Annotated in this window: 15 protein-coding genes; 13 read left to right on the forward strand and 2 right to left on the reverse strand. The window is 72.1% G+C overall.

Features of this window, described 5'->3' with window-relative positions; genetic code table 11:
* Positions 1-28: 28 nt before the first annotated feature.
* Positions 29-556, reverse strand: a complete 528-nt coding sequence (locus tag ACFWGZ_RS27065) for a hypothetical protein (RefSeq protein ID WP_382454387.1) — start codon at positions 554-556, stop codon at positions 29-31.
* A gap of 4 nt (positions 557-560) precedes the next feature.
* Positions 561-1,367, reverse strand: a complete 807-nt coding sequence (locus tag ACFWGZ_RS27070; protein ID WP_382454388.1) for a hypothetical protein — start codon at positions 1,365-1,367, stop codon at positions 561-563.
* Positions 1,368-1,794: 427 nt separating this feature from the next.
* Between ACFWGZ_RS27070 and ACFWGZ_RS27075 the strand changes: the two genes are divergently transcribed.
* Genes ACFWGZ_RS27075 through ACFWGZ_RS27135 form a run of 13 tightly spaced genes read left to right on the forward strand, consistent with a single transcriptional unit; the run spans position 1,795 to position 19,473 of the window.
* A complete protein-coding gene (locus ACFWGZ_RS27075) occupies positions 1,795-3,552 on the forward strand; it encodes a non-ribosomal peptide synthetase (RefSeq protein WP_382454389.1) in 1,758 nt (585 codons plus the stop codon).
* Positions 3,549-6,344: a condensation domain-containing protein gene (locus ACFWGZ_RS27080; protein ID WP_382454390.1), complete on the forward strand. Its 2,796-nt coding sequence runs from the start codon at positions 3,549-3,551 to the stop codon at positions 6,342-6,344. The genes ACFWGZ_RS27075 and ACFWGZ_RS27080 overlap by 4 nt, the downstream gene beginning before the upstream one ends.
* Complete coding sequence (locus tag ACFWGZ_RS27085) at positions 6,341-6,634, forward strand: acyl carrier protein (protein ID WP_382454391.1); 294 nt, start codon at positions 6,341-6,343, stop codon at positions 6,632-6,634. Before ACFWGZ_RS27080 ends, ACFWGZ_RS27085 begins: the two co-directional genes overlap by 4 nt.
* On the forward strand, positions 6,631-9,978 hold the full coding sequence (locus ACFWGZ_RS27090; protein WP_382454392.1) for a thioester reductase domain-containing protein: 3,348 nt from the start codon (positions 6,631-6,633) through the stop codon (positions 9,976-9,978). The genes ACFWGZ_RS27085 and ACFWGZ_RS27090 overlap by 4 nt, the downstream gene beginning before the upstream one ends.
* The gene (locus tag ACFWGZ_RS27095) at positions 9,975-10,817 is read left to right on the forward strand and encodes a 3-hydroxyacyl-CoA dehydrogenase family protein (RefSeq protein ID WP_382454393.1); all 843 of its coding nucleotides are present in this window, start codon (positions 9,975-9,977) and stop codon (positions 10,815-10,817) included. The genes ACFWGZ_RS27090 and ACFWGZ_RS27095 overlap by 4 nt, the downstream gene beginning before the upstream one ends.
* A complete protein-coding gene (locus tag ACFWGZ_RS27100) occupies positions 10,814-11,053 on the forward strand; it encodes an acyl carrier protein (RefSeq protein WP_382454394.1) in 240 nt (79 codons plus the stop codon). The genes ACFWGZ_RS27095 and ACFWGZ_RS27100 overlap by 4 nt, the downstream gene beginning before the upstream one ends.
* Positions 11,050-12,144: an acyl-CoA dehydrogenase family protein gene (locus ACFWGZ_RS27105; RefSeq protein WP_382454395.1), complete on the forward strand. Its 1,095-nt coding sequence runs from the start codon at positions 11,050-11,052 to the stop codon at positions 12,142-12,144. The genes ACFWGZ_RS27100 and ACFWGZ_RS27105 overlap by 4 nt, the downstream gene beginning before the upstream one ends.
* Positions 12,141-13,103, forward strand: coding sequence for a 3-oxoacyl-[acyl-carrier-protein] synthase III C-terminal domain-containing protein (locus ACFWGZ_RS27110; RefSeq protein WP_382454396.1), 963 nt, complete (start codon positions 12,141-12,143; stop codon positions 13,101-13,103). Before ACFWGZ_RS27105 ends, ACFWGZ_RS27110 begins: the two co-directional genes overlap by 4 nt.
* Positions 13,091-14,140: an HAD-IIIC family phosphatase gene (locus ACFWGZ_RS27115; RefSeq protein WP_382454397.1), complete on the forward strand. Its 1,050-nt coding sequence runs from the start codon at positions 13,091-13,093 to the stop codon at positions 14,138-14,140. The genes ACFWGZ_RS27110 and ACFWGZ_RS27115 overlap by 13 nt, the downstream gene beginning before the upstream one ends.
* Positions 14,137-15,537, forward strand: a complete 1,401-nt coding sequence (locus ACFWGZ_RS27120; RefSeq protein WP_382454398.1) for an AMP-binding protein — start codon at positions 14,137-14,139, stop codon at positions 15,535-15,537. Before ACFWGZ_RS27115 ends, ACFWGZ_RS27120 begins: the two co-directional genes overlap by 4 nt.
* Complete coding sequence (locus ACFWGZ_RS27125) at positions 15,534-16,769, forward strand: MFS transporter (RefSeq protein ID WP_382454399.1); 1,236 nt, start codon at positions 15,534-15,536, stop codon at positions 16,767-16,769. Before ACFWGZ_RS27120 ends, ACFWGZ_RS27125 begins: the two co-directional genes overlap by 4 nt.
* Entirely contained in the window at positions 16,766-17,806 is a 1,041-nt protein-coding gene (locus ACFWGZ_RS27130; RefSeq protein WP_382454400.1) for an LLM class flavin-dependent oxidoreductase, read from the forward strand. The genes ACFWGZ_RS27125 and ACFWGZ_RS27130 overlap by 4 nt, the downstream gene beginning before the upstream one ends.
* Positions 17,803-19,473, forward strand: coding sequence for a DUF885 domain-containing protein (locus ACFWGZ_RS27135; protein WP_382454401.1), 1,671 nt, complete (start codon positions 17,803-17,805; stop codon positions 19,471-19,473). The genes ACFWGZ_RS27130 and ACFWGZ_RS27135 overlap by 4 nt, the downstream gene beginning before the upstream one ends.
* The last annotated feature ends 26 nt before the right edge of the window (positions 19,474-19,499 follow it).

Consider the following 19,499-nt stretch of genomic DNA (forward strand, 5'->3'; position numbering starts at 1 on the left):
GCGCGGCACACCTGCCGCGCCCTCCCGGTCACAGCCCGAGGTGCACGCTCGCGTGCTGGTACACCTTGGACTGCGTCGGGTCGGCCTCCGGCATGTTCACCTTGTAGCACAACCCCGCCAGCGTCTGCGGCTCCTCGCCGGAGTGCCGGAACGGCAGCTCTTCCTTCCACCGCACGGGATCGACGGACGCCGTGGCGGCGATCAGCGCGTCGCGGACGGTCCGGAACCGGTCGTGCACCAGCTCCGGCGGCAGCAGCCGTCCCGCCGCCACACCACCCGCGTTCAGCGCCCGGCCGCAGTCCCGCGTCTCCCAGCGGGCGTCGACGTACCAGTGCGCGCGGCCGGCCTGGGCCTCGGTGAGCACGGCCAGCACGATCTCGTCCCACATCGACACGTGGGCGACCAGGTCGGTGACGGTGATCGGCTCCGGGCGCAGCGGGTTGTGGTGGAGCTGCGGGGCGGTACCCGCGAGGTCCGCCTCGATCGCCGCGAGCAGGTGGTCGCGGTCGGTCGTCAGCGCCTGGCAGGCGGTGTCCTGGTCCATGTAGTCGGGCAACGCTCTATCTCCCCGCTTGGGTCTCGGCCTCACGGCGCAGCTCGCCGTCGAAGTCCAGCTTGCCGCCCGGACGGGCGAAGGAGCGAGCCCTGCCCGCGCTCGTGCGGCGGATCACCGTGAGGCTGTTCTGCAGCACCTTGTGCGGTTCCAGCAGGTTCACGATCTCGAGCTCGCCCGGTTTCGCGCGTCCGACCTTCGCGATGTAGTCGAGGACGGCCTCCCCCTCGGGGTAGGTCATCAGGTAGTGCAGGACGAGCAGGCCGCCGTCCGGGTTGAGCAGGTCCCAGAAGTGGTCGAAGAAGTACAGGCACTCCCATGCGTCCACCCAGGCCAGGTCGATGGGGGCGAAGCCGTCGGGCAGCAGGTCGCGGCACTCCCGGACGTTGGCGTTGATCACCTGCACGCGGTCGGCGAGACCGAGGGAGCCGAGCACGTCGAGCACCTGTCCCGCCGACGAGTCGGGGATGGACAGGTCGTCGACGGCGACGAACTCCGGTTCGTAGGGCTCCAGGTAGAAACCCGGTGCGCGCAGTGCCGGTTCGGCGTAGACCCAGTCGGTGTCGAGCGCGCCGGTGGTGGCGAGGTGCCCGGCCGTCTTCGCCGCGAGCGCCGCCGACTCGGTGCGCACCTGGTCCTCGACCTGTGCGAGCGCCGCCGCGAGGTAGGGCGTCGTGTACCCCATCCCGACCTCGAGGACCCGCCGCGGGCGCGTCAGTTGCACGAGCGACGCCAGCAGCGGTGCCACCACCTCGGTGCCCGCCGCCGGTACCAGCAGTCTCTTGACCGCAGCATCGAACGCCGCGTCGAACATCGTTGCCCCCTCAGGCCTCCCGGACGTACCGCGGCCGCGCTGATCGGTTTCGGACAATGCCCGATTACCGGCGGAAATGATCCCCCCGGCACGTCGTGATCAATCCACGCGGTCCCGGTCCGCGAACGCGATTGGCATGCCGCGCACTGTACACAGCAGACGCGCTCGTGGGGTGGAATGGGAGAAGAAGATCTCCCGGAGTCAGTTCAACTGAACGGCGTATTGCAGCACCTGATGGCCCAGTTATCGTTGTGCAACTGACCCGGAGGTGCGCGCTTTCGGGTCGTCGGGGTCCGGGGGGATCCACTTTGTCATGGGGTGCACCGGCAGTTTTGCGTGCAGACGCGATATCCAATACGAGATCTGAATCGGCTTATTCGGCTCCCTTATGCGGGGTCGGGTGGAACGTGTGCGGGGGTGGAGATCAATGCGTCCGGATGAACGGACGGTGCTGTCGCTCGTCCGTGACCAGGTGGAGCGGCGCCCCGGTGCCGTCGCGGTGAGCGGCCACGGGGAGGACCTGACGTACCGCAGGCTGTGGGACCTCGCCGGCACGCTCGCGGCCGGCCTCGTGGCCAGGGGCGTCCGGCGCGGTGACCTGGTCGCCGTCGCCGTGAACCCGTCGGTGGACCTCGTCGTCGCGTTCCTCGGCGTCCTGCGCGCCGGCGCCGCCTACTTACCTCTGGACAACCGCGCGCCCGCCGACCGCCTGGCGGTCATCCTCGACGAGGCTGCGCCCGCGGTCGTCCTGCACGCACGGGACCGGACCCGCTGGACGACCCCGCTGCCGCCCGGACTGACCCCGGTCACCGTGCCGGACGAGGTGTCGTCGCAGGTCGGCACCGTGGAGATCGGGCCGGACGACCCCGCGTACGTGGCCTACACCTCCGGCTCGACCGGGCGGCCGAAGGGCGTGGTCGTGCCGCACCGGGCCGTCGTCCGGCTCGTCACCGACGCCGACTACTGCCCCCTCGGCCCGGACGACCGGGTCGCGAGCCTGTCCAACCCGGCCTTCGACGCGACCACCTTCGAGGTGTGGGCGCCCCTTGCCGCGGGAGGGGCGGTCGTCGCCATCCCGTCACCGGTGGACCTCGTCCTCGAGGACTGGGCCGCCGCCCTGGGCGAGCTGTCGATCACGGCGATGTTCCTCACCACCTCGCTCTTCCACTCCGTCGCACGGGAGCTCCCGACCGCCTTCGAGCAGCTGGAACACCTGGTCGTCGGCGGTGAGCAGCTGGACGCGGAGATGGTGCGCCGGGTGCTCGGCTCCCGCCCGCCCGGCCGGATCGTCAACGGGTACGGCCCCACCGAGACCACCACGTTCGCGGCGGTCTTCGAGTGCAGTGCCGAGGCCATGCGCGACGTGGCCCGCACGCCGATCGGCTACCCGCTGCAGAAGACGACCCTGCACGTGCTCGACGAGCACCTGCGGCCTGTTTCCGCAGGTGAGACCGGTGAGCTGTGCATCGGCGGGCCCGGTGTCGCCCTGGGCTACCTCGGCCGTCCCGAGCTCACCGCGGAGCGGTTCGTCCTGGCCCCGGCCGCCGGGGAGCGGATCTACCGGACCGGTGACCTGGTCCGGCAGCTGCCGGGCGGCGCCCTGGAGGTGGTCGGCCGCCGGGACCGGCAGGTCAAGCTGCGCGGCTTCCGCATCGAGCTGGAGGAGGTCGAACAGGCCGCCGCGGCGACCGGGCTCGTCGACGCCGTGTTCGTCGAGAAGGTCGGCGAGGGCCCCGCCGCCACGCTCGTGGGATTTGCCCTGCCGACCGCCGGTGGCCAGGAAGAACTGCCGGTCGCGTTGAGGGCGCGTTTAGCGGAAGTGCTGCCGGACTACATGGTCCCGGCGCGCTGGGTCGTGTTGTCGCACGTACCGCTGGGTCCGACGGGAAAGGCCGACCGCGGCGAGTTGCTCGCCCTGCTCGAAACGGTGTCAAGAACGGACGGCGATCTGCCCATAGAATCCGTTGATGACATCTGCCGGGTGTGGCGGGAAGTACTCCGGGTACCACAGGTCGAACCGTGCGACAACTTCATTGATTTGGGTGGGAACTCATTGCTCGCGGTTCAGGCCGCGGCGAGGATGAATGAATTCTTGATTACCTCGGTCGAGCCGGCGGAAATCCTCTTGGCCGAGTCCGCCGCGGAACTGGGTGCACGAGTGCGTCCCGCGGGGGCGGTCGGATGAACGGGCCCGCCAGGCTCCACTCGACCGTCGCACCGCTGTCATTCGCCCAGGAACGACTCTGGTTCGTGAACACCGCCGCACCCGAGTCCCCGGTCTACAACGTGCCGTTGTTCTTCCGCTGGCGGGGCGAGGTCGACGTCGCCGCCCTGCACCGGGCGCTGCTCGCGGTGGCGCGCAAGCACGAGGTGCTGCGGACCACCTACGAGGACCGCGACGGCGAACGCGTCCAGGTCGTCGGCGAGGCGCGGGTGCCCGTGGAGGTCATCACCCACGCCCCGGAGACCGAGGCGCGGCGCGGGTTCGACCTGGCCGCCGAGCCCCCGGTGCGCTGCGCCGTCTGGAAGGGACTGCCGGGCGGGGACGCGGTCCTGCTGACGATCCACCACATCGCCGTGGACGGCTGGTCGCTGCCGGCCCTGTTCGGCGACCTCGGCACCGCCTACGACGCCGAGCTCGCCGGCCGGCGGCCGGAGCTGGGCGAGTTGCCCGTCCAGTACGCGGACTTCGCCGTGTGGGACCGCGCCGGTCTCGACGAGGCGCTGCTCACCCGGCGTGCCGCCGAGCTGGCGACGGTCCCGGCCGGACTGAGGCTCGGCGGGGCGCGGCCGGTCCAGGACGGTGTCCACACGGGCGACCAGCACCGCTTCGCCCTCCCGGCCGGCACCTGGGCCGCGGTGGGCGACCTGGCGGGGTCGTTGCGCGCCACGCCGTTCGTCGTGCTGCTCGCGGCCTGGGCGGAGGTGATCGGCCGCTGGTCCGCGCGGGAGGAGTTCCTGATCGGCGCGGTGACGGCCAACCGCACGCACCCGGCGGTCGAGGACCTGGTGGGCTTCTTCGTCAACACCGTGCCGCTGCGGTGCACCACGCGCCCGCCCACGTTCGCGCGGCGCTGCGCCGAGCTGCGCCGCGAGGCGTTCGGATCCCTGACCTACCAACGCATCCCGTTCGACCAGCTGGTCGCGAGGACCCCGGGCCGCGGACTCGCCGAGGTCGGGTTCGCCCTGCAGAACATGCCCGCGCCGGACACGACCAGGTGGACGGCCCCCGACGTGCTGCCGACCGGCACGGCCAAGTACGACGTGCTGCTGATCGTCGAGGAGACCGCCGACGGCGTCGTCGGCACGCTGGAGCACGACACCCAGCGGTACCCGCGGGAGCTCGGGCCGCGGCTGGCCGAGGACTTCGTCGCGCTGCTCGCCCGCGCGGTGGCCGAGCCCGAGGCGCCGCTCGCCGGGTTCGCGCTGCCGCACGGGCCGCTGGAGACCCCGCGGCCCTCGCCGGTACCCGCGGTGGTCCAGGACGGCGGAGAGCTCTCCGAGCCGGAACGGCACGCGGCGGAGCTGTTCCGCGCGGTGCTGGCCGAGGCCGGTGTCGAGATCGCGGAACCGGCCCGCGGCGCGAACTTCTTCACGCTCGGCGGTCACTCGCTGCTGGCGGTGGGCCTGCTCGCCCGCGCCCGGCGGGAGCACGGCGCGGCGGTGCGGCCGAGCGAGTTCCTCGCGGACCCGACGGTCGCCCGGCTCGGCGAGCTGCTGCGGAGCGCGACGGCGAGACCGGAACCGGCGGCGGCCCCGGTGGACGGTCCGCGACCGGCGACCTCCACGCAGCAGCGGTTCTGGTTCCTCGACCGGATTCCCGAGCTGCGCGCCGCGTATCTGGTGCCGACCGTCGTGCACTTCCCCGGTGAGACCGGAGTGGACGAACTGCGGGGCGCGGTCGACACCGTGCTGGCGCGGCACCCGTCCCTGCGCTCGCGCTTCCGCCTGGACCACGGGCAGAAGCGGGTCGTCCGCACGACGTCGGGACCACCGGCGCGGGCGACGGTCACCGATGCGCGCGGCTGGGACGAGGGCAAGCTCGCGGACCACGTCGCCGAGCTGTGCTGGACCCCGTTCGACCTCGCGGCCGACGCCCCGGTGCGGGCCGAGCTCGTCCTGGTCGCCACCGGGGTGCGGCTCGTGCTGTGCGCCCACCACATGGTGGTCGACGGCGCGTCGGTCCGCGTGCTGCTGGAGCAGGTGGCGGCCGTGGTGCGCGGGGAGGACCTGCCGGAGCCGGTGGCGGAGGAACCACCGGGCGCCCAGGCGGACTCGTCGGACCTGATCGCCGCGTTGCGGGGCGCGCCGACGGACGTGCGGCTGCCGCACGACCGGCCGCGCGCGTCCGTCCAGAGCATCCTCGGCGCCACCCGCGGCGCGGACGTCGCGGACCTGCGGGCGGTGGCCAAGGAGTCGGGCTGCAGCGCGTTCGCGGCGACGGCCGCGGTGCTCGCGGTCGCGCTGGCGGGGAGATCGGACCAGCGCGACTTCCTGTTCGCGTTCCCGTGGTCGGGCCGCGAACACCCGGACGCGGTCGGGATGTTCGTGAACACCCTCGTGCTGCGGGCGGACCTGCGCGGCGGCCCGACCTGGCGGGAGGTGCTCGCCCGCGTGCGCGACGCCGCCTCGGTGGCCTACCGGGCGGCGGACGTCCCGTTCGACGAGGTGGTGGCCGCGCTGCACCCGCGGCGGGACCTGAGCCGCCCGGCGCTGACACCGGTGTACGTCGCCGCGGAGGACGAGTGGCGGCCACCGCTCGGCGGGGTGCTGCTGCCGCTCGACCCGCTGGCCGTGAAGTACGAGCTGGAACTGACGGTCGTCGAGACCGCGTCCGGTCTGCGGCTGTCCGCCGCGTACCAGGCCGACCTGTTCGACGACAGCACGATCGAAGACCTGCTCGCGGACGTCCAGAAGGCGGCGGCCGCGCTCGTGACGAACCCCGATCGCCCCGCCTGTGAGGAGACACTGCGTTGACGAAGCTCGATCACGTGCGGGAAGCGTGGGCCGAGGCACTGGACATCACGCCGGACGAGGTGCCCACCGAGGTCAGTTTCTTCGACGCGGGCGGCAACTCGTTGCTGTTGCTGCTGCTCTGGGAACGCCTCAACGATCTCACGACCCGCGACCTGAAGGCCGCCGACCTCTTCGAGCACAGCACCGTGCTGGCCCAGGCGGAGTTCCTCGAGGGCGGCGGCGAACCGGTCGCCGCCGCGGCGACGTCGCGGTCGGCGCTGCTCGGCCGCTCGCGCCGGGAGGCTTCATGAGCGACACCGACATCGCTGTCGTCGGCGTCGGCTGCCGCTTCCCGGACGCGTGGACGCCCGAGGAGTTCTGGCGCAACATCGACGCCGGCCGGGTGTCCGTCCAGGACCTGACCGACGAGCAGCGCCGGGCGGGCGGCATCTCCGACGACGTGGCCGCGCAGCCGGACTTCGTCGCGAAGGGCACGTCCCTGCCGGGCGTGGCCGAGTTCGCGGGCGAGTTCTTCGGCTACCCGCCGGCGGAGGTCGACATCATCGACCCGCAGCAGCGCATCTTCCTCGAGGTCTGCTGGGAGGCGCTGGAGGCGGCCGGGCACCCGCCGCGCAAGGACGGTCCCGTCACGGGCGTCTTCGCGGGCAGCGCGGCCGGGACGTACTCGGCGGCGGTGTTCGCGGCGAAGACGCAGGCGGAAGGGCTTGCCGCGGCGATCGACGACCTCGGTCTCACGCTCGGCGGCCAGGCCGACTTCCTGACCTCGCGAGTGGCCTACAAGCTGGGCATGCGCGGTCCGGCGGTGAGCGTGCAGACGGCGTGCTCGTCGTCGTTGTACGCGGTGCACTACGCCGTGCTGAGCCTGCTCTCCGGTGAGTGCGACATCGCGCTGGCCGGTGGCTCGACCGCACTGGAACCGCTGGCGGGCTACCACTACCAGCCCGGTGGGCTGCTGTCGGAGGACGGGTTCTGCCGGTCGTTCGACGCGAAGTCGACGGGCACGTCGTTCAGCTCCGGAGTCGGGGTGGTGGCGTTGCGGCGCCTCGCGGACGCACTGGCCGACGGCGACCCGGTCCTCGCGGTCGTCAAGGGCAGTGCGGTCGGCAACGACGGCGCCGACCGGCCCGGGTACACGGCACCGAGTCCCGCCGGCGTGGCGGAGGTCGTCGCGACGGCGCTGCGGATCGCCGGGGTGTCGGCCGACGACCTGCGCTACGTCGAGGCGCACGGTTCCGGTACGCCGCTGGGCGACCACGTCGAGCTGATCGGGCTGAGCAAGGGGCTGCGGCGCAGCACGCACCGCACCGGGTTCGTCGGGCTGGGGTCGGTGAAGACCAACCTCGGGCACTGCGGACCGGCCGCGGGCATCGCGGGGTTCATCAAGGCCGTGCACATCGCGCACACCGGAAACCTGCCGCCGCACCCGTTCTTCGACCGCGCCCGCGACGAGGGGGAGCTGGCCGAGAGCCCGTTCTACCTGACGCGCACGGCCGGCAGCGACACCGATCCCAACCGCCACGTGCTGGTCAACTCGATGGGCGTCGGCGGCACGAACGTCGCCGCCGTCCTCGCCGCCCCGCCCGCCGCGACGAAGCCGTCCGCCGAACCCGGCGAGGTCGTGCGGCTGGTGCTGTCGGCGCGGTCGCGCGGGGAGCTGGACGCGATGTCGAAGCGGCTCGCCGACGAGCTGGACCGCGGCGAGCACTCGGCCGGGGACATCGCCCACACGCTGCGGGTCGGCCGTCAGTCGTTCGCGGAACGACGGGTCGTCACCGCGGCACCGGAGAAGCTCGCGGCGGCCCTGCGACTGCCGCGGCCACCGGCGGTCCAGACGAAGCGCGGCACTGCCCGGCGCGTGGTCGTCGTCGGCGAGGCCTCACCCGAACTGCTCGCCGCACTGCCCGCTTCCACGCAGGTCGTGGCGGAAGCCCCGGCCTCGCCGCCGAAGGACGCGGTCGTCGTCGGCACCGGCCTGTGGGACGCGCTGACCACGGCCTGGCTCCACGGGGTCGACGTCCGCTGGGACGCCGTGTCGAAGGGCCGCCGGGTCGCGCTGCCGACATACCCGTTCCAGCGCAGGCGGTACTGGCTGCTCGACCGGCTGCCGCCGATCGCCGCGGTGCCGCAAGCCGTTGCGGCGCAACCCGTTGCGGAGAAGGCCGTTGTGGACAAGGCCGCTGCCGGCGACGACGTGGAGAGCGACGTCGCCGAGGTCTGGCGCGAGCTGTTCGGCGTCGAGACCATCGGGACCGACGACGAGTTCGGCTCGCTCGGCGGCACGTCGCTGCTGTCGGTGCAGATGGCGTTCGAGCTCCAGCAACGCCACGGCGTGCTGGTGAACGTCCACCGCGCGGGCGGCAGCCGGGCCACCGTGCGCCGGATCGCCGAGATCATCCGCGGCAAGCTCGCCGGCGCCGAACGCGGTGCGGCCGACATCGACCCGATCGCGGACGGCGACGGCGACCTGATGGACGCCGACATCCAGTTGCCGCTCGGCGACGTCGCGCCGCCGAACAACGGGACCGGCGTGCTGCTCACCGGCGCGACCGGCTTCCTCGGCGCGTTCGTGCTGCACGAGCTCCAGAAAGCCAGGCAGGGCACCATCCACTGCCTGGTCCGCGCGGACGACGAGGCGCAGGCGTGGGCGCGGCTGAGCGAGGCCGCCGGGAAGTACCTGCTGCCCGCACCGGACCCGTCGCGCGTGCGCGCCGTCCCCGGTGACCTCCGCCAGGTCGGCGAGGTGTGCCGGGCGCACCCCGAACTGGCCGCGGACGTCGGCCAGGTGCTGCACGTCGCCGCGAAGGTCGTGTTCACCGAGCCGTACCGGGTGCTGCGCGAGGACAACGTGCTGCCGATGGTCGAGCTGCTGCGGTGGATGCGGGAGAGCGGCGTCGGCGAGTTCAGCTTCGTCTCGACGGTGGCCGCGACCGCCCCGGCGCTCGGCGCGGACGGCAGGGTGCTGGAGAAGCGCGCCCAGTCGCTCGACCCGCAGCAGGGCGGGTACGGCGCCGGCAAGTGGGCGGGGGAACGGCTGCTCGAACGGGCCGAGGCCGACGGCATGCGCGTGCGGATCTTCCGGCCGGGGTTCATCCTCGCCGACAGCCGCACGGGTGCGTGCAACGACCGCGACCTGATCTGGCACATCCTCGCGAGCGGCCTGGCCGTGGGAGCGCATCCGGTCGACGACCGGGCGAACCCGATGGCACCGGTCGACGTGGTGTCGAGGGCGATCGCGGAGCTGTCCGCCGACCCGCGGGCCGTCGGCCGCGCGTACCACCTGATCGACGAGAAGTGCCACGGCCTGCGCCAGGTGTTCGAGCTGCTCGACCTCCAGACCAAGCCGCTGCCCTCGGACGAGTGGCTCGCGCTGGTCGGCGGGGAGGCACTGGCCACCGGCAACGAGGTGCTGTCCACGATGGCGCTCTACGAGGTCGAGGGCCACGAGCTCGGCGAGGACGGCATGGAGGCCACGGCGTGGCGCTCCTGGTTGCGGGACAACGACCTCAGCTCCGCGCCGACCACCTCGGTCCTGCGGGGCGGGCTCGCCTACCTGGCGGAGCGGAACGCGGCGATGCGCGCCGTGCTGCCGGAGACCACGGCAGCGGGACAGCAGGGACTCGGGGGTAACTCGTGATCGCGGTACTCGGCGCGGGCGTGATGGGCACGGGAATCGCCACGCTCGCCATCGGACACGGCATCGACGTCACCCTCGTCGACGTCGACGACGACAAGCTCGCCACGGCGCGTGCGGCGGTGAAGCAGCAGCTGCGCGGCGCCAAGATCATGGGCACGATGCCCAAGGCCGGGCCGGTGGGCGAGCTGGTGTGCACCACGGACCTCAGCGACGTCGCGGCCGCCGGGGCGGTGGTCGAGGCCGTCACCGAGCTCGCCGACCTCAAGGCGAAGGTGCTCGCCGAGGTGTCGGCGATCGTCGCGCCGGGCACTTTGCTGCTCACCAACACCTCGGCCATCCCGGTCGACGAGCTGGCGTCGGTGGTGCAGCGGCCGGAGGACGTGGCGGGCGCGCACTTCATGAACCCGCCGTACGTCATCCGCATGGTCGAGGTCATCCGCGGCCCGCGCACCAGCGAGGCCGCGATGGACGCCGTCCGAACGCTCCTCGGACAGCTCGACCGCGACCTGGTCGTCGTCGGCGACGGGCCGGGGTTCGTCATCAACCGCGTGCTGCAACGCGTGATCAACGAGTCCGCCCGCATCGTCGAGGAGGGGCTGGCCACCCCCGACCAGGTGGACCGGCTGTTCGAGGGCTGCCTCGGCCACCGCACCGGGCCGCTCGCCACCGCGGACCTGATCGGGCTGGACAACGTGGCGGACAGCCTGCGGGTGCTGCACGAACGCACGGGCGACGCGGGTTACGCGCCGTGCGACCTGCTGCTCGCGAAGGTGCGCGACGGCGACTTCGGACGCAAGACGGGCAAGGGTTTCCACGAGCACGGAGGAGTCTGGGCGTGAACGTCACTGTGGGGCTGCACGACTTCCTCGTCTCCCGCACCAAGAGGGCGTGGGAACCGGACGAGGACCTGTTCGCCGCGGGCGTCGTGTCGTCGCTGTTCGCGCTGGAACTGGTGGTGTACCTGGAGAAGGCGCACGGCGTCGAGGTCGAGGGCGAGTACCTGAGCATCGACAACTTCCGCACCATCAACCGCATCGAGAAGATGGTGCACGAGCTGCGGGCGGCCACACCGTGAGCGACGTCCTCGGCTCGGCGCTGGAGCTGCTGACCGAGCGCATCGCCGGCCGGGCGGCCGAGTGGGACCGCACGGGCGTGCTGCCCGCCGAGGTCCTGCGCGAGCTGAGCGCCAAGGGAGTGCTCTGCGCCCAGGTGTCCACCGCGGACGGCGGTCTCGGGCTGTCCAGCGTCGAGAACGGCGAGCTGACCGCGCACCTCGGCACGTTGTGCGGCTCGACCAGGAGTGTGGCGACCTCGCACGGCATGGCCGCGTGGGTCGTCACGCGGCTGGGGTCGCGCAGGCAGCGGGCGGAGTTCCTGCCGCGGCTGACGAGCGGTGAGCTGGCCGCGGTCGCGTTCAGCGAGTCCGGTGCGGGCAGCGACCTGCAGTCGATGACGACCGAGATCCGGCGTGAGGGCGGCGAGGTCGTCGTCTCGGGCGGGAAGGTCTGGATCACGGTCGGCGCGTACGCGGACCTGGTCGTGGTGTTCGGGAGGTTCGGCGAGGGCGCCGCCGCCGTCGTGGTGCCCGCGAACACGCCCGGGGTGCACGTCGAACGGATTCCCGAACCGCTCGGGTGCCGCGCGGCGGGGCACGCGGTGGTGCGGCTCGACGACGTCCGGCTGCCCGCGGACCACCTGCTCAGCGGTGCCGGCATGTCGCTCGGCCTGCTGGTGACCTCCGCGCTGACCTACGGCCGGCTCTCGATCGCCTGGGGCTGCGTGGGAATGCTGCGCACCTGCCTGCGGGCGGCGACGGACCACGCGCGGTCGCGGACGCAGTTCGGCGTGCTGCTGGCCGAGCACCAGATGGTCGCGGGGCACCTCGCCGACCTGCTCGTCGCGGAGCAGGTCGCGACCAGGATGTGCGAGCACGCCAGCCGGTGCTGGGACGACGGCACGCCGGAGCTCGTCACGGCGTCCGTGCTCGCCAAGCACGTGGCGGCGACGAACGCGGCGCGCGGCGCGGCCACCGCGGTCCAGGTGCTGGGGTCGGCCGGGGCGCGGGATACCCACCCGGTGGCGCGGGCGTACCGGGACGCGAAGCTCATGGAGATCATCGAGGGCAGCAACGAGATCTCGCGGCTGCTGCTGGCGGGTGCGGCATGAGCATCGGCATCGGATCCGTGCACTGCGTGCTGCCGGACCGGCTCGTCGCGGTGGGCGAGCTGCCGGAGTTCGAGGCGCTAGGGCACGACGAGGCGGAGTTCGCCAGGGCGTGCGGCATCGAGACGATCTCGGAGTTCGAGGACGTGACGGCCGGCGACCTCGCCGTGCGGGTCACCCGGGAGCTCCTGGAACGCGACCCCGTCGAGCCCGACCTGCTGGTGCTGGTCGGGCCGCGGGCCCCGGACGTGCTGCTCGGCTCGGACGTCTGCCGCGTGCAGGCCGAGGCCGAGCTGCCCGGCGCGTTCGCGTTCACCGTCGACGGCCTGGGCTGCACGGGGTCGAGCGCCGCCTGGGCGCTCGGCCGCGACCTGCTGCTCGCCGACCCGGCGAAGCAGGCGGTGCTCATCACCCACGCCAGCAGGCCGACCGGCGCGGATCGGGTGCGGTTCCCGGTCACCGTCATCGGCGACGGCGCGTGCGCGATGACGTTGGTCAGGGGCGGCCGTCCGGTCCTGCGGGCGCACCGGATGGAGACCGACGGCGCGTTCCACGACCTGTTCGGCGTCGACTACAAGCAGACGCCCTGGTACGAGTGGCGCGAGGAGTGCACCTCGCCCGACCGCTACCGCTTCGAGCTGGCCATGCACAGCAAGGTGCGGCTCGGCAAGCTCGTGAAGGCCGTGCTCGCGGACGCCGGGATCGACCGGTCGGACGTGGCCGCGACGCTGATGCAGAACGTCACCGCGGGCGCGTACGGCTTCTACGAGTCCCTTCTGGACGTTCGCATCCACCCCGTCTGCCGCGAGAACCTGGCCCGCTACGGCCATCTCGGCGCGATGGACGTGGTGCTGAACCTCGACCGGCTGCTGGCGAGCGGACAGCTCGCCGAGGGAGATCTGGTGCTGGTGCTGAACAACAGCCCGGTCGCCGCCTGGGCGGTGACGTTGTGGGAACTGTGAAATGCCTCGTCTGGGACCTCGACCGGACCCTGTGGGCGGGAACCCTGCTGGAGGGTTTCGAACCGGCGCTGGCCGACGAGATCCGCGACACGATCGTCGAGCTGGACAAGCGGGGGATCCTGCAGTCCGTCGCGAGCCGCAACGACCACGACCACGCCTGGGAGTGGCTGGAGAAGCTCGGCGTCGCCGAGTACTTCGTGCTGCCGCGGATCGGGTGGGGCGCGAAGTCGGACTCGGTGCGTGAGATCGCGGACAAGCTGAACTTCGCGCTCTCCGCCATCGCGTTCATCGACGACCAGCCGGCCGAACGCGCCGAGGTGACCTACCACCTGCCCGAGGTGCGGGTCTACGAGGCCGAACGGGTCTCGGAGCTGCTGGAGCTGGAGGAGTTCACGCCGGCGACCATCACCGTCGACTCGGCGCGGCGCCGCGAGATGTACCAGGCGGGCTTCCGCCGGGACACTGCACGCGCCGAGCACGCCGGTCCCGACGAGGAGTTCCTGCGGTCGCTCGACCTGGTCATGACCATCAGCCGCGCCACCGAGCACGAGCTGGCCAGGGCCGAGGAGCTGACCCTGCGCACCAGCCAGATGAACGCCACCGGCGTGCACTACTCGGACGCGGACCTGCGCGCGCTGCTGGCCGACCCCGGGCACGAGGTGCTGGTCGTGACGATGGCGGACCGGTTCGGCCCGCACGGCGCGGTCGGGTTGCTGCTGCTGGAGAAGCACGCCACGGCCTGGCACCTGAAACTGCTCGCGACGTCCTGCCGGGTGGTCGCGTTCGGCGCGGGGGCGGTGCTGCTGCGGTGGCTCGCCACCGAGGCGGCGCGGGCGGGCGCGCACCTCGTCGCGGACTTCCGCAAGACCGAGCGCAACCGCATGATGGAGGTCGCCTACCGGTTCGCCGGGTTCCGCACCGAGGACTGCGCGTGCCTCGCCTCCGTGGACACGCGGGACGTCCAGCACCTCCACCTCGTGCCGCAGCGGCACGAGCCACCGACCACCATGACCCTGGACGCGGTGAGGCTCGCATGAACACGTTGTACGACTGGTTCGCGCGGTCGGCCGAGCGCCACCCGGACCTCGTCGCGATCGAGGTCGGGGGACAGGCCCTGACCTACCGGGAGCTGCGCGAGCGGTCGGACGCGGTGGCCGCCGGCGTCCTCGCGGCGCACGGCTCGATCCCGCGCAGGATCGCACTGCCCGCCGACCGGTCCCTGCCCACCTACCTCGGGTACCTGGCCGCACAACGGCTCGGTGCCACCGTCACCCCGATCAACCCGGCCCACCCGCAGTCGCGCAACCAGGCGATCCTGGACCTGGCGAAGCCCGACCTGGTGCTGTCCGAAGTGGACGAGCGGGACGGGGAGCTGCCCGGCCCGCTCGAGCAGGACGTCGCGTACGTGCTGTTCACCTCCGGCTCCACCGGCAGGCCCAAGGGCGTGCCGATCACGCACGCCAACCTGGCGCCGTACCTCGCGCACAACATCGCGAAGTTCGAGGTCGGGCCGGGCTGCCGGATGTCGCACACGTTCGACCTCACCTTCGACCCGTCGGTGTTCGACCTGTTCGTCACGTGGGGCGGCGGCGCGACTCTCGTCGTGCCGGACCGGGCCGAGCTGCTGGAACCGGTGAAGTACGTCGCCGAGCGGAAGATCACGCACTGGTTCTCGGTGCCGTCGGTCGTCTCGGTCAGCGCGAACCTCGGCAACCTGCCCGCGGGCGTCGAGAACTCGTTGCGGCACAGCATCTTCATTGGCGAGCAGCTCACCTACGGCCAGGCGCGGGCGTGGCAGGAGGTCGCACCGCGGGCGGCCATCACCAACGTCTACGGCCCGACCGAGCTGACGGTGGCGTGCACCGAGTACACGCTGCCGCTCGACCCGGCGGACTGGCCGGAGACGTCGAACGACACCGTGCCCATCGGCCCGGTCTACGGCTTCCTCGACTCGGTCGTGCTGGCCGACGGCGAACTGTGCGTGCGCGGCTCGCAGCGGTTCGCGGGCTACCTCGACCCGGCCGACAACGCCGGGCGGTTCCTCCCGGCGCACCTGCCGCTGTCGGGCGAGCACTACTACCGGACCGGTGACCGGGTGCGCGAGGAGAACGGCCACCAGGTGCACCTCGGCCGCCTCGACAACCAGGTCAAGATCCGCGGCTACCGGATCGAGCTCGGCGAGGTCGAAGCCGCCCTGCGCGGGCACGAGGGCGTGCGCGACGTCGTGGTGATCGCGGCCGACACCGGTGCCGAGACCGAGCTGGTCGCGTACTTCACCGGCGAGGCGCACACCACCGTGGAGCTGGTGCGGTGGCTGCGCAAGCGGTTGCCGATCCACATGGTGCCCCGGCGCTTCCACCACCTGCCGGAGATCCCGTTGAACGCCAACGGCAAGGCCGACCGCAAGGTGCTGCGCGAGCGGGTGACGTCGTGACCGCGCTGCACGAGAGGCTGATCCGCCAGGTCTACCCGCCGGCGGGCCCGGTCAGGGTGCTGGTCGCGGCCAACACGGGCCACGGCCTGTCCAACGGCATGCTGCTCACCGTCGTCGTGCTGTACTTCACGAACTCGGTGCAGATCCCGGCCACCCACGTCGGCATCGGCCTGACCGTCGCCGCCGCGCTGAAGATGGCCGTGAGCGTCCCGCTGGGACACCTGACGGACGTCATCGGCGCCCGTACCGCGGCGGTCGCGTTCCACATCGTGCGCGGCGGGTTCATCGCCGGGTACGTGCTCGCGGAGAACGCCGTGGCGTTCGCGGTCGTGGCGACACTGGTCTACGTCGCGGAGTCCGGGGCGCACTCGTCGGAGGCGACGGTGGTGGCCGCCGCGATGCCACCGGAGGAACGCGTCAAGGCCCGCGCCTACACCCGGTCCGCCAACAACATCGGCTTCTCGGTCGGCGCGCTGGCGGGCGGTGTCGCGCTGACGGCGAACTCCCGTCCGGTGTACGTGGTCCTGCTGGTGATCTGCGCGGTCCTGTACGCCGCCAGCGGTCTGGTGTACCTCAAGCTCCCGAACGCGCAGAGGGTCGCGCGACCCGCGGGCGCCAGCCGGTGGGAGGTGCTGAAGGACCGGCCGTTCGCGGTGTTCGGGCTGCTGAACGTCCTGCTGGTGATGAACGTCGGCATCCTGCTCGTCGCACTGCCCATCTGGATCTCGCAGAAGACCAGCGCCCCACCCGTGCTCTACTCCGTGATCCTCGTGCTCAACACGATCATGGTCGTGCTGTTCCAGGTGCGGGCCAGCGAGGGCGCCGAGACGATCGAGGGCGGCGCGAAGGCGTTGCGCCGCTGCGGTTTGCTGCTGGCGGTGTGCTGCGCGCTGTTCGCGTTCGCGCAGGGCCAGTCGGCGTGGGTCGCGATCGCGTTCCTGCTCGCCGGCGCCGTCGTGCACGCGATCAGCGAGCTGCTCTACAGCGCGGGGTCGTGGGCCTTGGCGTTCGAGCTGGCACCCGAACACGCGCACGGCCAGTACCAGGGCTTCTTCGGCATGACCTCGAACCTCGGGTCGATGGTCACACCGCTCGTCGTGACCACGCTGATCATCGACCAGGGCTGGCCGGGCTGGCTCGTGCTCGGCGCGTTGCTGCTGGCCGCGGGCTTCGCGGCGCCGTCGGTCGCCCGGTGGGCGGCCGCCACCCGACTCCAGGACAAGGCGGTGTGACCGCGGTGGACTTCAGCCTGTTCTACTTCGCCAACGACAACTGCTCGCTCGACGCGAACCGGTACGACCTCCTGCTGTCGGGCGCGAAGTTCGCCGACACCCACGACTTCACGGCGGTGTGGACGCCCGAGCGGCACTTCCACCCGTTCGGCGGGATCTACCCGAACCCGGCCGTGACCGGCGCCGCGATCGCCGCCGTGACCGACCGGATCGGCATCCGCGCGGGCAGCGTGGTCTCCCCGCTGCACCACCCGCTGCGGGTAGCCGAGGAGTGGTCGGTCGTCGACAACCTCTCCGGCGGCCGGGCCGGGATCTCGCTCGCGTCGGGCTGGCACGCCACGGATTTCGTGCTGCGCCCGGAGAACTACGAGAACCGCCGCCAGGTCGTGCTCGACAACGTCGAGCAGATCCGCGCCCTGTGGCGTGGCGAGCCCCAGTCCTTCGTGGACGGTGCGGGCAACACCGCCGAGGTGCGGATCTTCCCGCCACCGGTGCAGCGCGAGCTGCCGATCTGGGTCACCAGCGCGGGCGGCGTGGAGACGTTCCGCAACGCGGGCCGGATCAGGGCGGGCCTGCTCACCCACCTGCTCGGCCAGGACCTGGACGACCTGGCGGACAAGATCGCGCAGTACCGCGCGGAGGCGGGCGACGCCGCGCACGTCGTGCTGATGGTGCACGCGTTCCTGGGCGACGACGAGGACGAGGTGCGCGAGGTCGTCCGCGAACCGATGTCCGCCTACCTGCGCAGCTCCATCAACCTGCTGCTGGGCTCGCAGCTGCCCGGTGCGAAGCGGATCGACCCGGCGAAGCTGCGCGAGTCCGAAGTGGACTTCCTGGTGCAGCGCTCGTTCGACCGCTACTACGACGACGGCGGCCTGCTCGGCACCGTGCCCAAGGCGCTGGAGGTCGTCGAACGGGCCCGCGCCATCGGCGTCGACGAGATCGCGTGCCTGATCGACTTCGGCATCGACACCAAGCAGGTGCTGGCCGGCCTGGACCACCTGAACGAGCTCCGACTTCTTGCGAGGAAGCCTTGACCGACGTCCACGCGCTGTCCGACCGGTACATCGAGGAGTTCGCCGCCCTCGACCCGATCAACGGCAGCTACCTCGGCATCCCCGGCCACGACGAGGACCTGACGGACTTCTCCCCGGACGGCTACCGGGCCCGCGGCGAGCTGCGCGCCAGGACGTTGCGCGAGATGGCCACCGCCACCGCTGCCGACGAGGGCGAGGAGCTGGCGCGGGAGGTGTTCCGGGAACGCGTCGGCACCGAGCTGGACATGTTCGAGGCCGGGCTGGACGAGGCCTGCGTCAACACGATCAACAGCCCGATCCAGGACATCCGGATCGCGTTCGACCTGATGAACCCCGAGACGCCGGACGACTGGGAAAAGGTCGCCCGCAGGCTCGCGAAGGTGCCGCAGACGCTGGAGGGTCTCGCCGCCTCCCTCGCCAGCGCCCTGCGGCGCAGCACCTCCACCTCGGGCCGCCAGCTGACCAAGATCGCGGGCCAGTGCGACACCTGGGCGGGCAACGCGGACCCCGAGGCGTTCTTCACGAAGTTCGTCCGCGGTGCCGAGGGCGTCTCGCCGAGCCTCCGCGCCGACCTGGGGACACGCGCGGAGGCGGCCAACGCGGCGTTCGCCGGCTTCGCGGCCCGCCTGCGCGAGGAGATCGCCCCGCAGGCACCGGACCGCGACGGCGTCGGCCCGGACGTCTACGCCCTGTGGTCACGCCAGTTCCTCGGCGCGCGCATCGACCTGCACGAGGCGTACGACTGGGCGTGGGGCGAGTTCGCGCGGGTGGAGGAGGAGATGCTCGCGCTCGCCGACCGGATCGAGCCCGGCGCGTCACTGGCCGGGGCCGCCGTCGTCCTCGACGCCGACCCCCGCTACCTGGTCGAGGGCCGCGACCAGTACGGCGCGTGGATGCAGAAGCTGAGCGACCAGGCGCTGAGCGACCTGCGCGGCGTCCACTTCGACATCCCCGACGAGCTCATGAGGTTCGAGGTGCGCCAGGCGCCGCCCGGCGGGTCCGCCGGCCAGTACTACGCCGCGCCCACCGAGGACTTCTCCCGCGCCGGCAGCACCTGGTGGAGCGCGCCGGCCGACCAGACCCGGTTCCACACCTGGCGGCAGATCTCCACGCTGTACCACGAGGGCGTGCCCGGTCACCACCTCCAGCTCGGCACCGCCGTGCACCAGGCGGGCAGGCTGAACAAGTACCAGCGCCTGCTGGCGTTCTCCTACGGCCACGGCGAGGGCTGGGCGCTGTACGCGGAGAAGCTCATGCGCGAACTGGGATACGTGTCGTCGGACGGCGACGTCTTCGGCTCGCTGACCGACGAGCTGTACCGCGCGACGCGGGTGATCCTCGACATCGGTCTGCACCTGGGCCTGACCATCCCGCGCGGCACCGGTTTCCACGAGGGGTCGGCGTGGACGCCCGCCCTGGCGCTGGAGTTCTTCCTGACTCGCACCACGGTCCGCGAGTCGCTGTCGCGCGACCAGGTGGACCGCTACCTCGGGTGGCCGGCGCAGGCGACGTCGTACAAGCTCGGTGAACGCATGTGGCTCGACGCGATCGCGGACGCCCGCGCGCGGCACGGGTCGGCGTTCGACCTCAAGGCGTTCCACATGCGGGCGCTGGAGATGGGCTCGATGGGGCTGGACACGCTGCGGGTGCAGCTGGCGAAGCTCTGAGGTGCCGGGGGCGCACCGGGAACCGG

Source organism: Lentzea sp. NPDC060358 (assembly GCF_042725365.1).
GTDB lineage: Bacteria > Actinomycetota > Actinomycetes > Mycobacteriales > Pseudonocardiaceae > Lentzea.

Excerpts from the sequence above, each read along its gene's own strand:
- ACFWGZ_RS27070 (WP_382454388.1), bottom strand. The coding sequence starts at position 1,367 with ATGTTCGACGCGGCGTTCGATGCTGCGGTCAAGAGACTGCTGGTACCG.
- ACFWGZ_RS27075 (WP_382454389.1), top strand. The coding sequence starts at position 1,795 with ATGCGTCCGGATGAACGGACGGTGCTGTCGCTCGTCCGTGACCAGGTG.
- ACFWGZ_RS27080 (WP_382454390.1), top strand. The coding sequence starts at position 3,549 with ATGAACGGGCCCGCCAGGCTCCACTCGACCGTCGCACCGCTGTCATTC.
- ACFWGZ_RS27090 (WP_382454392.1), top strand. The coding sequence starts at position 6,631 with ATGAGCGACACCGACATCGCTGTCGTCGGCGTCGGCTGCCGCTTCCCG.
- ACFWGZ_RS27110 (WP_382454396.1), top strand. The coding sequence starts at position 12,141 with ATGAGCATCGGCATCGGATCCGTGCACTGCGTGCTGCCGGACCGGCTC.
- ACFWGZ_RS27120 (WP_382454398.1), top strand. The coding sequence starts at position 14,137 with ATGAACACGTTGTACGACTGGTTCGCGCGGTCGGCCGAGCGCCACCCG.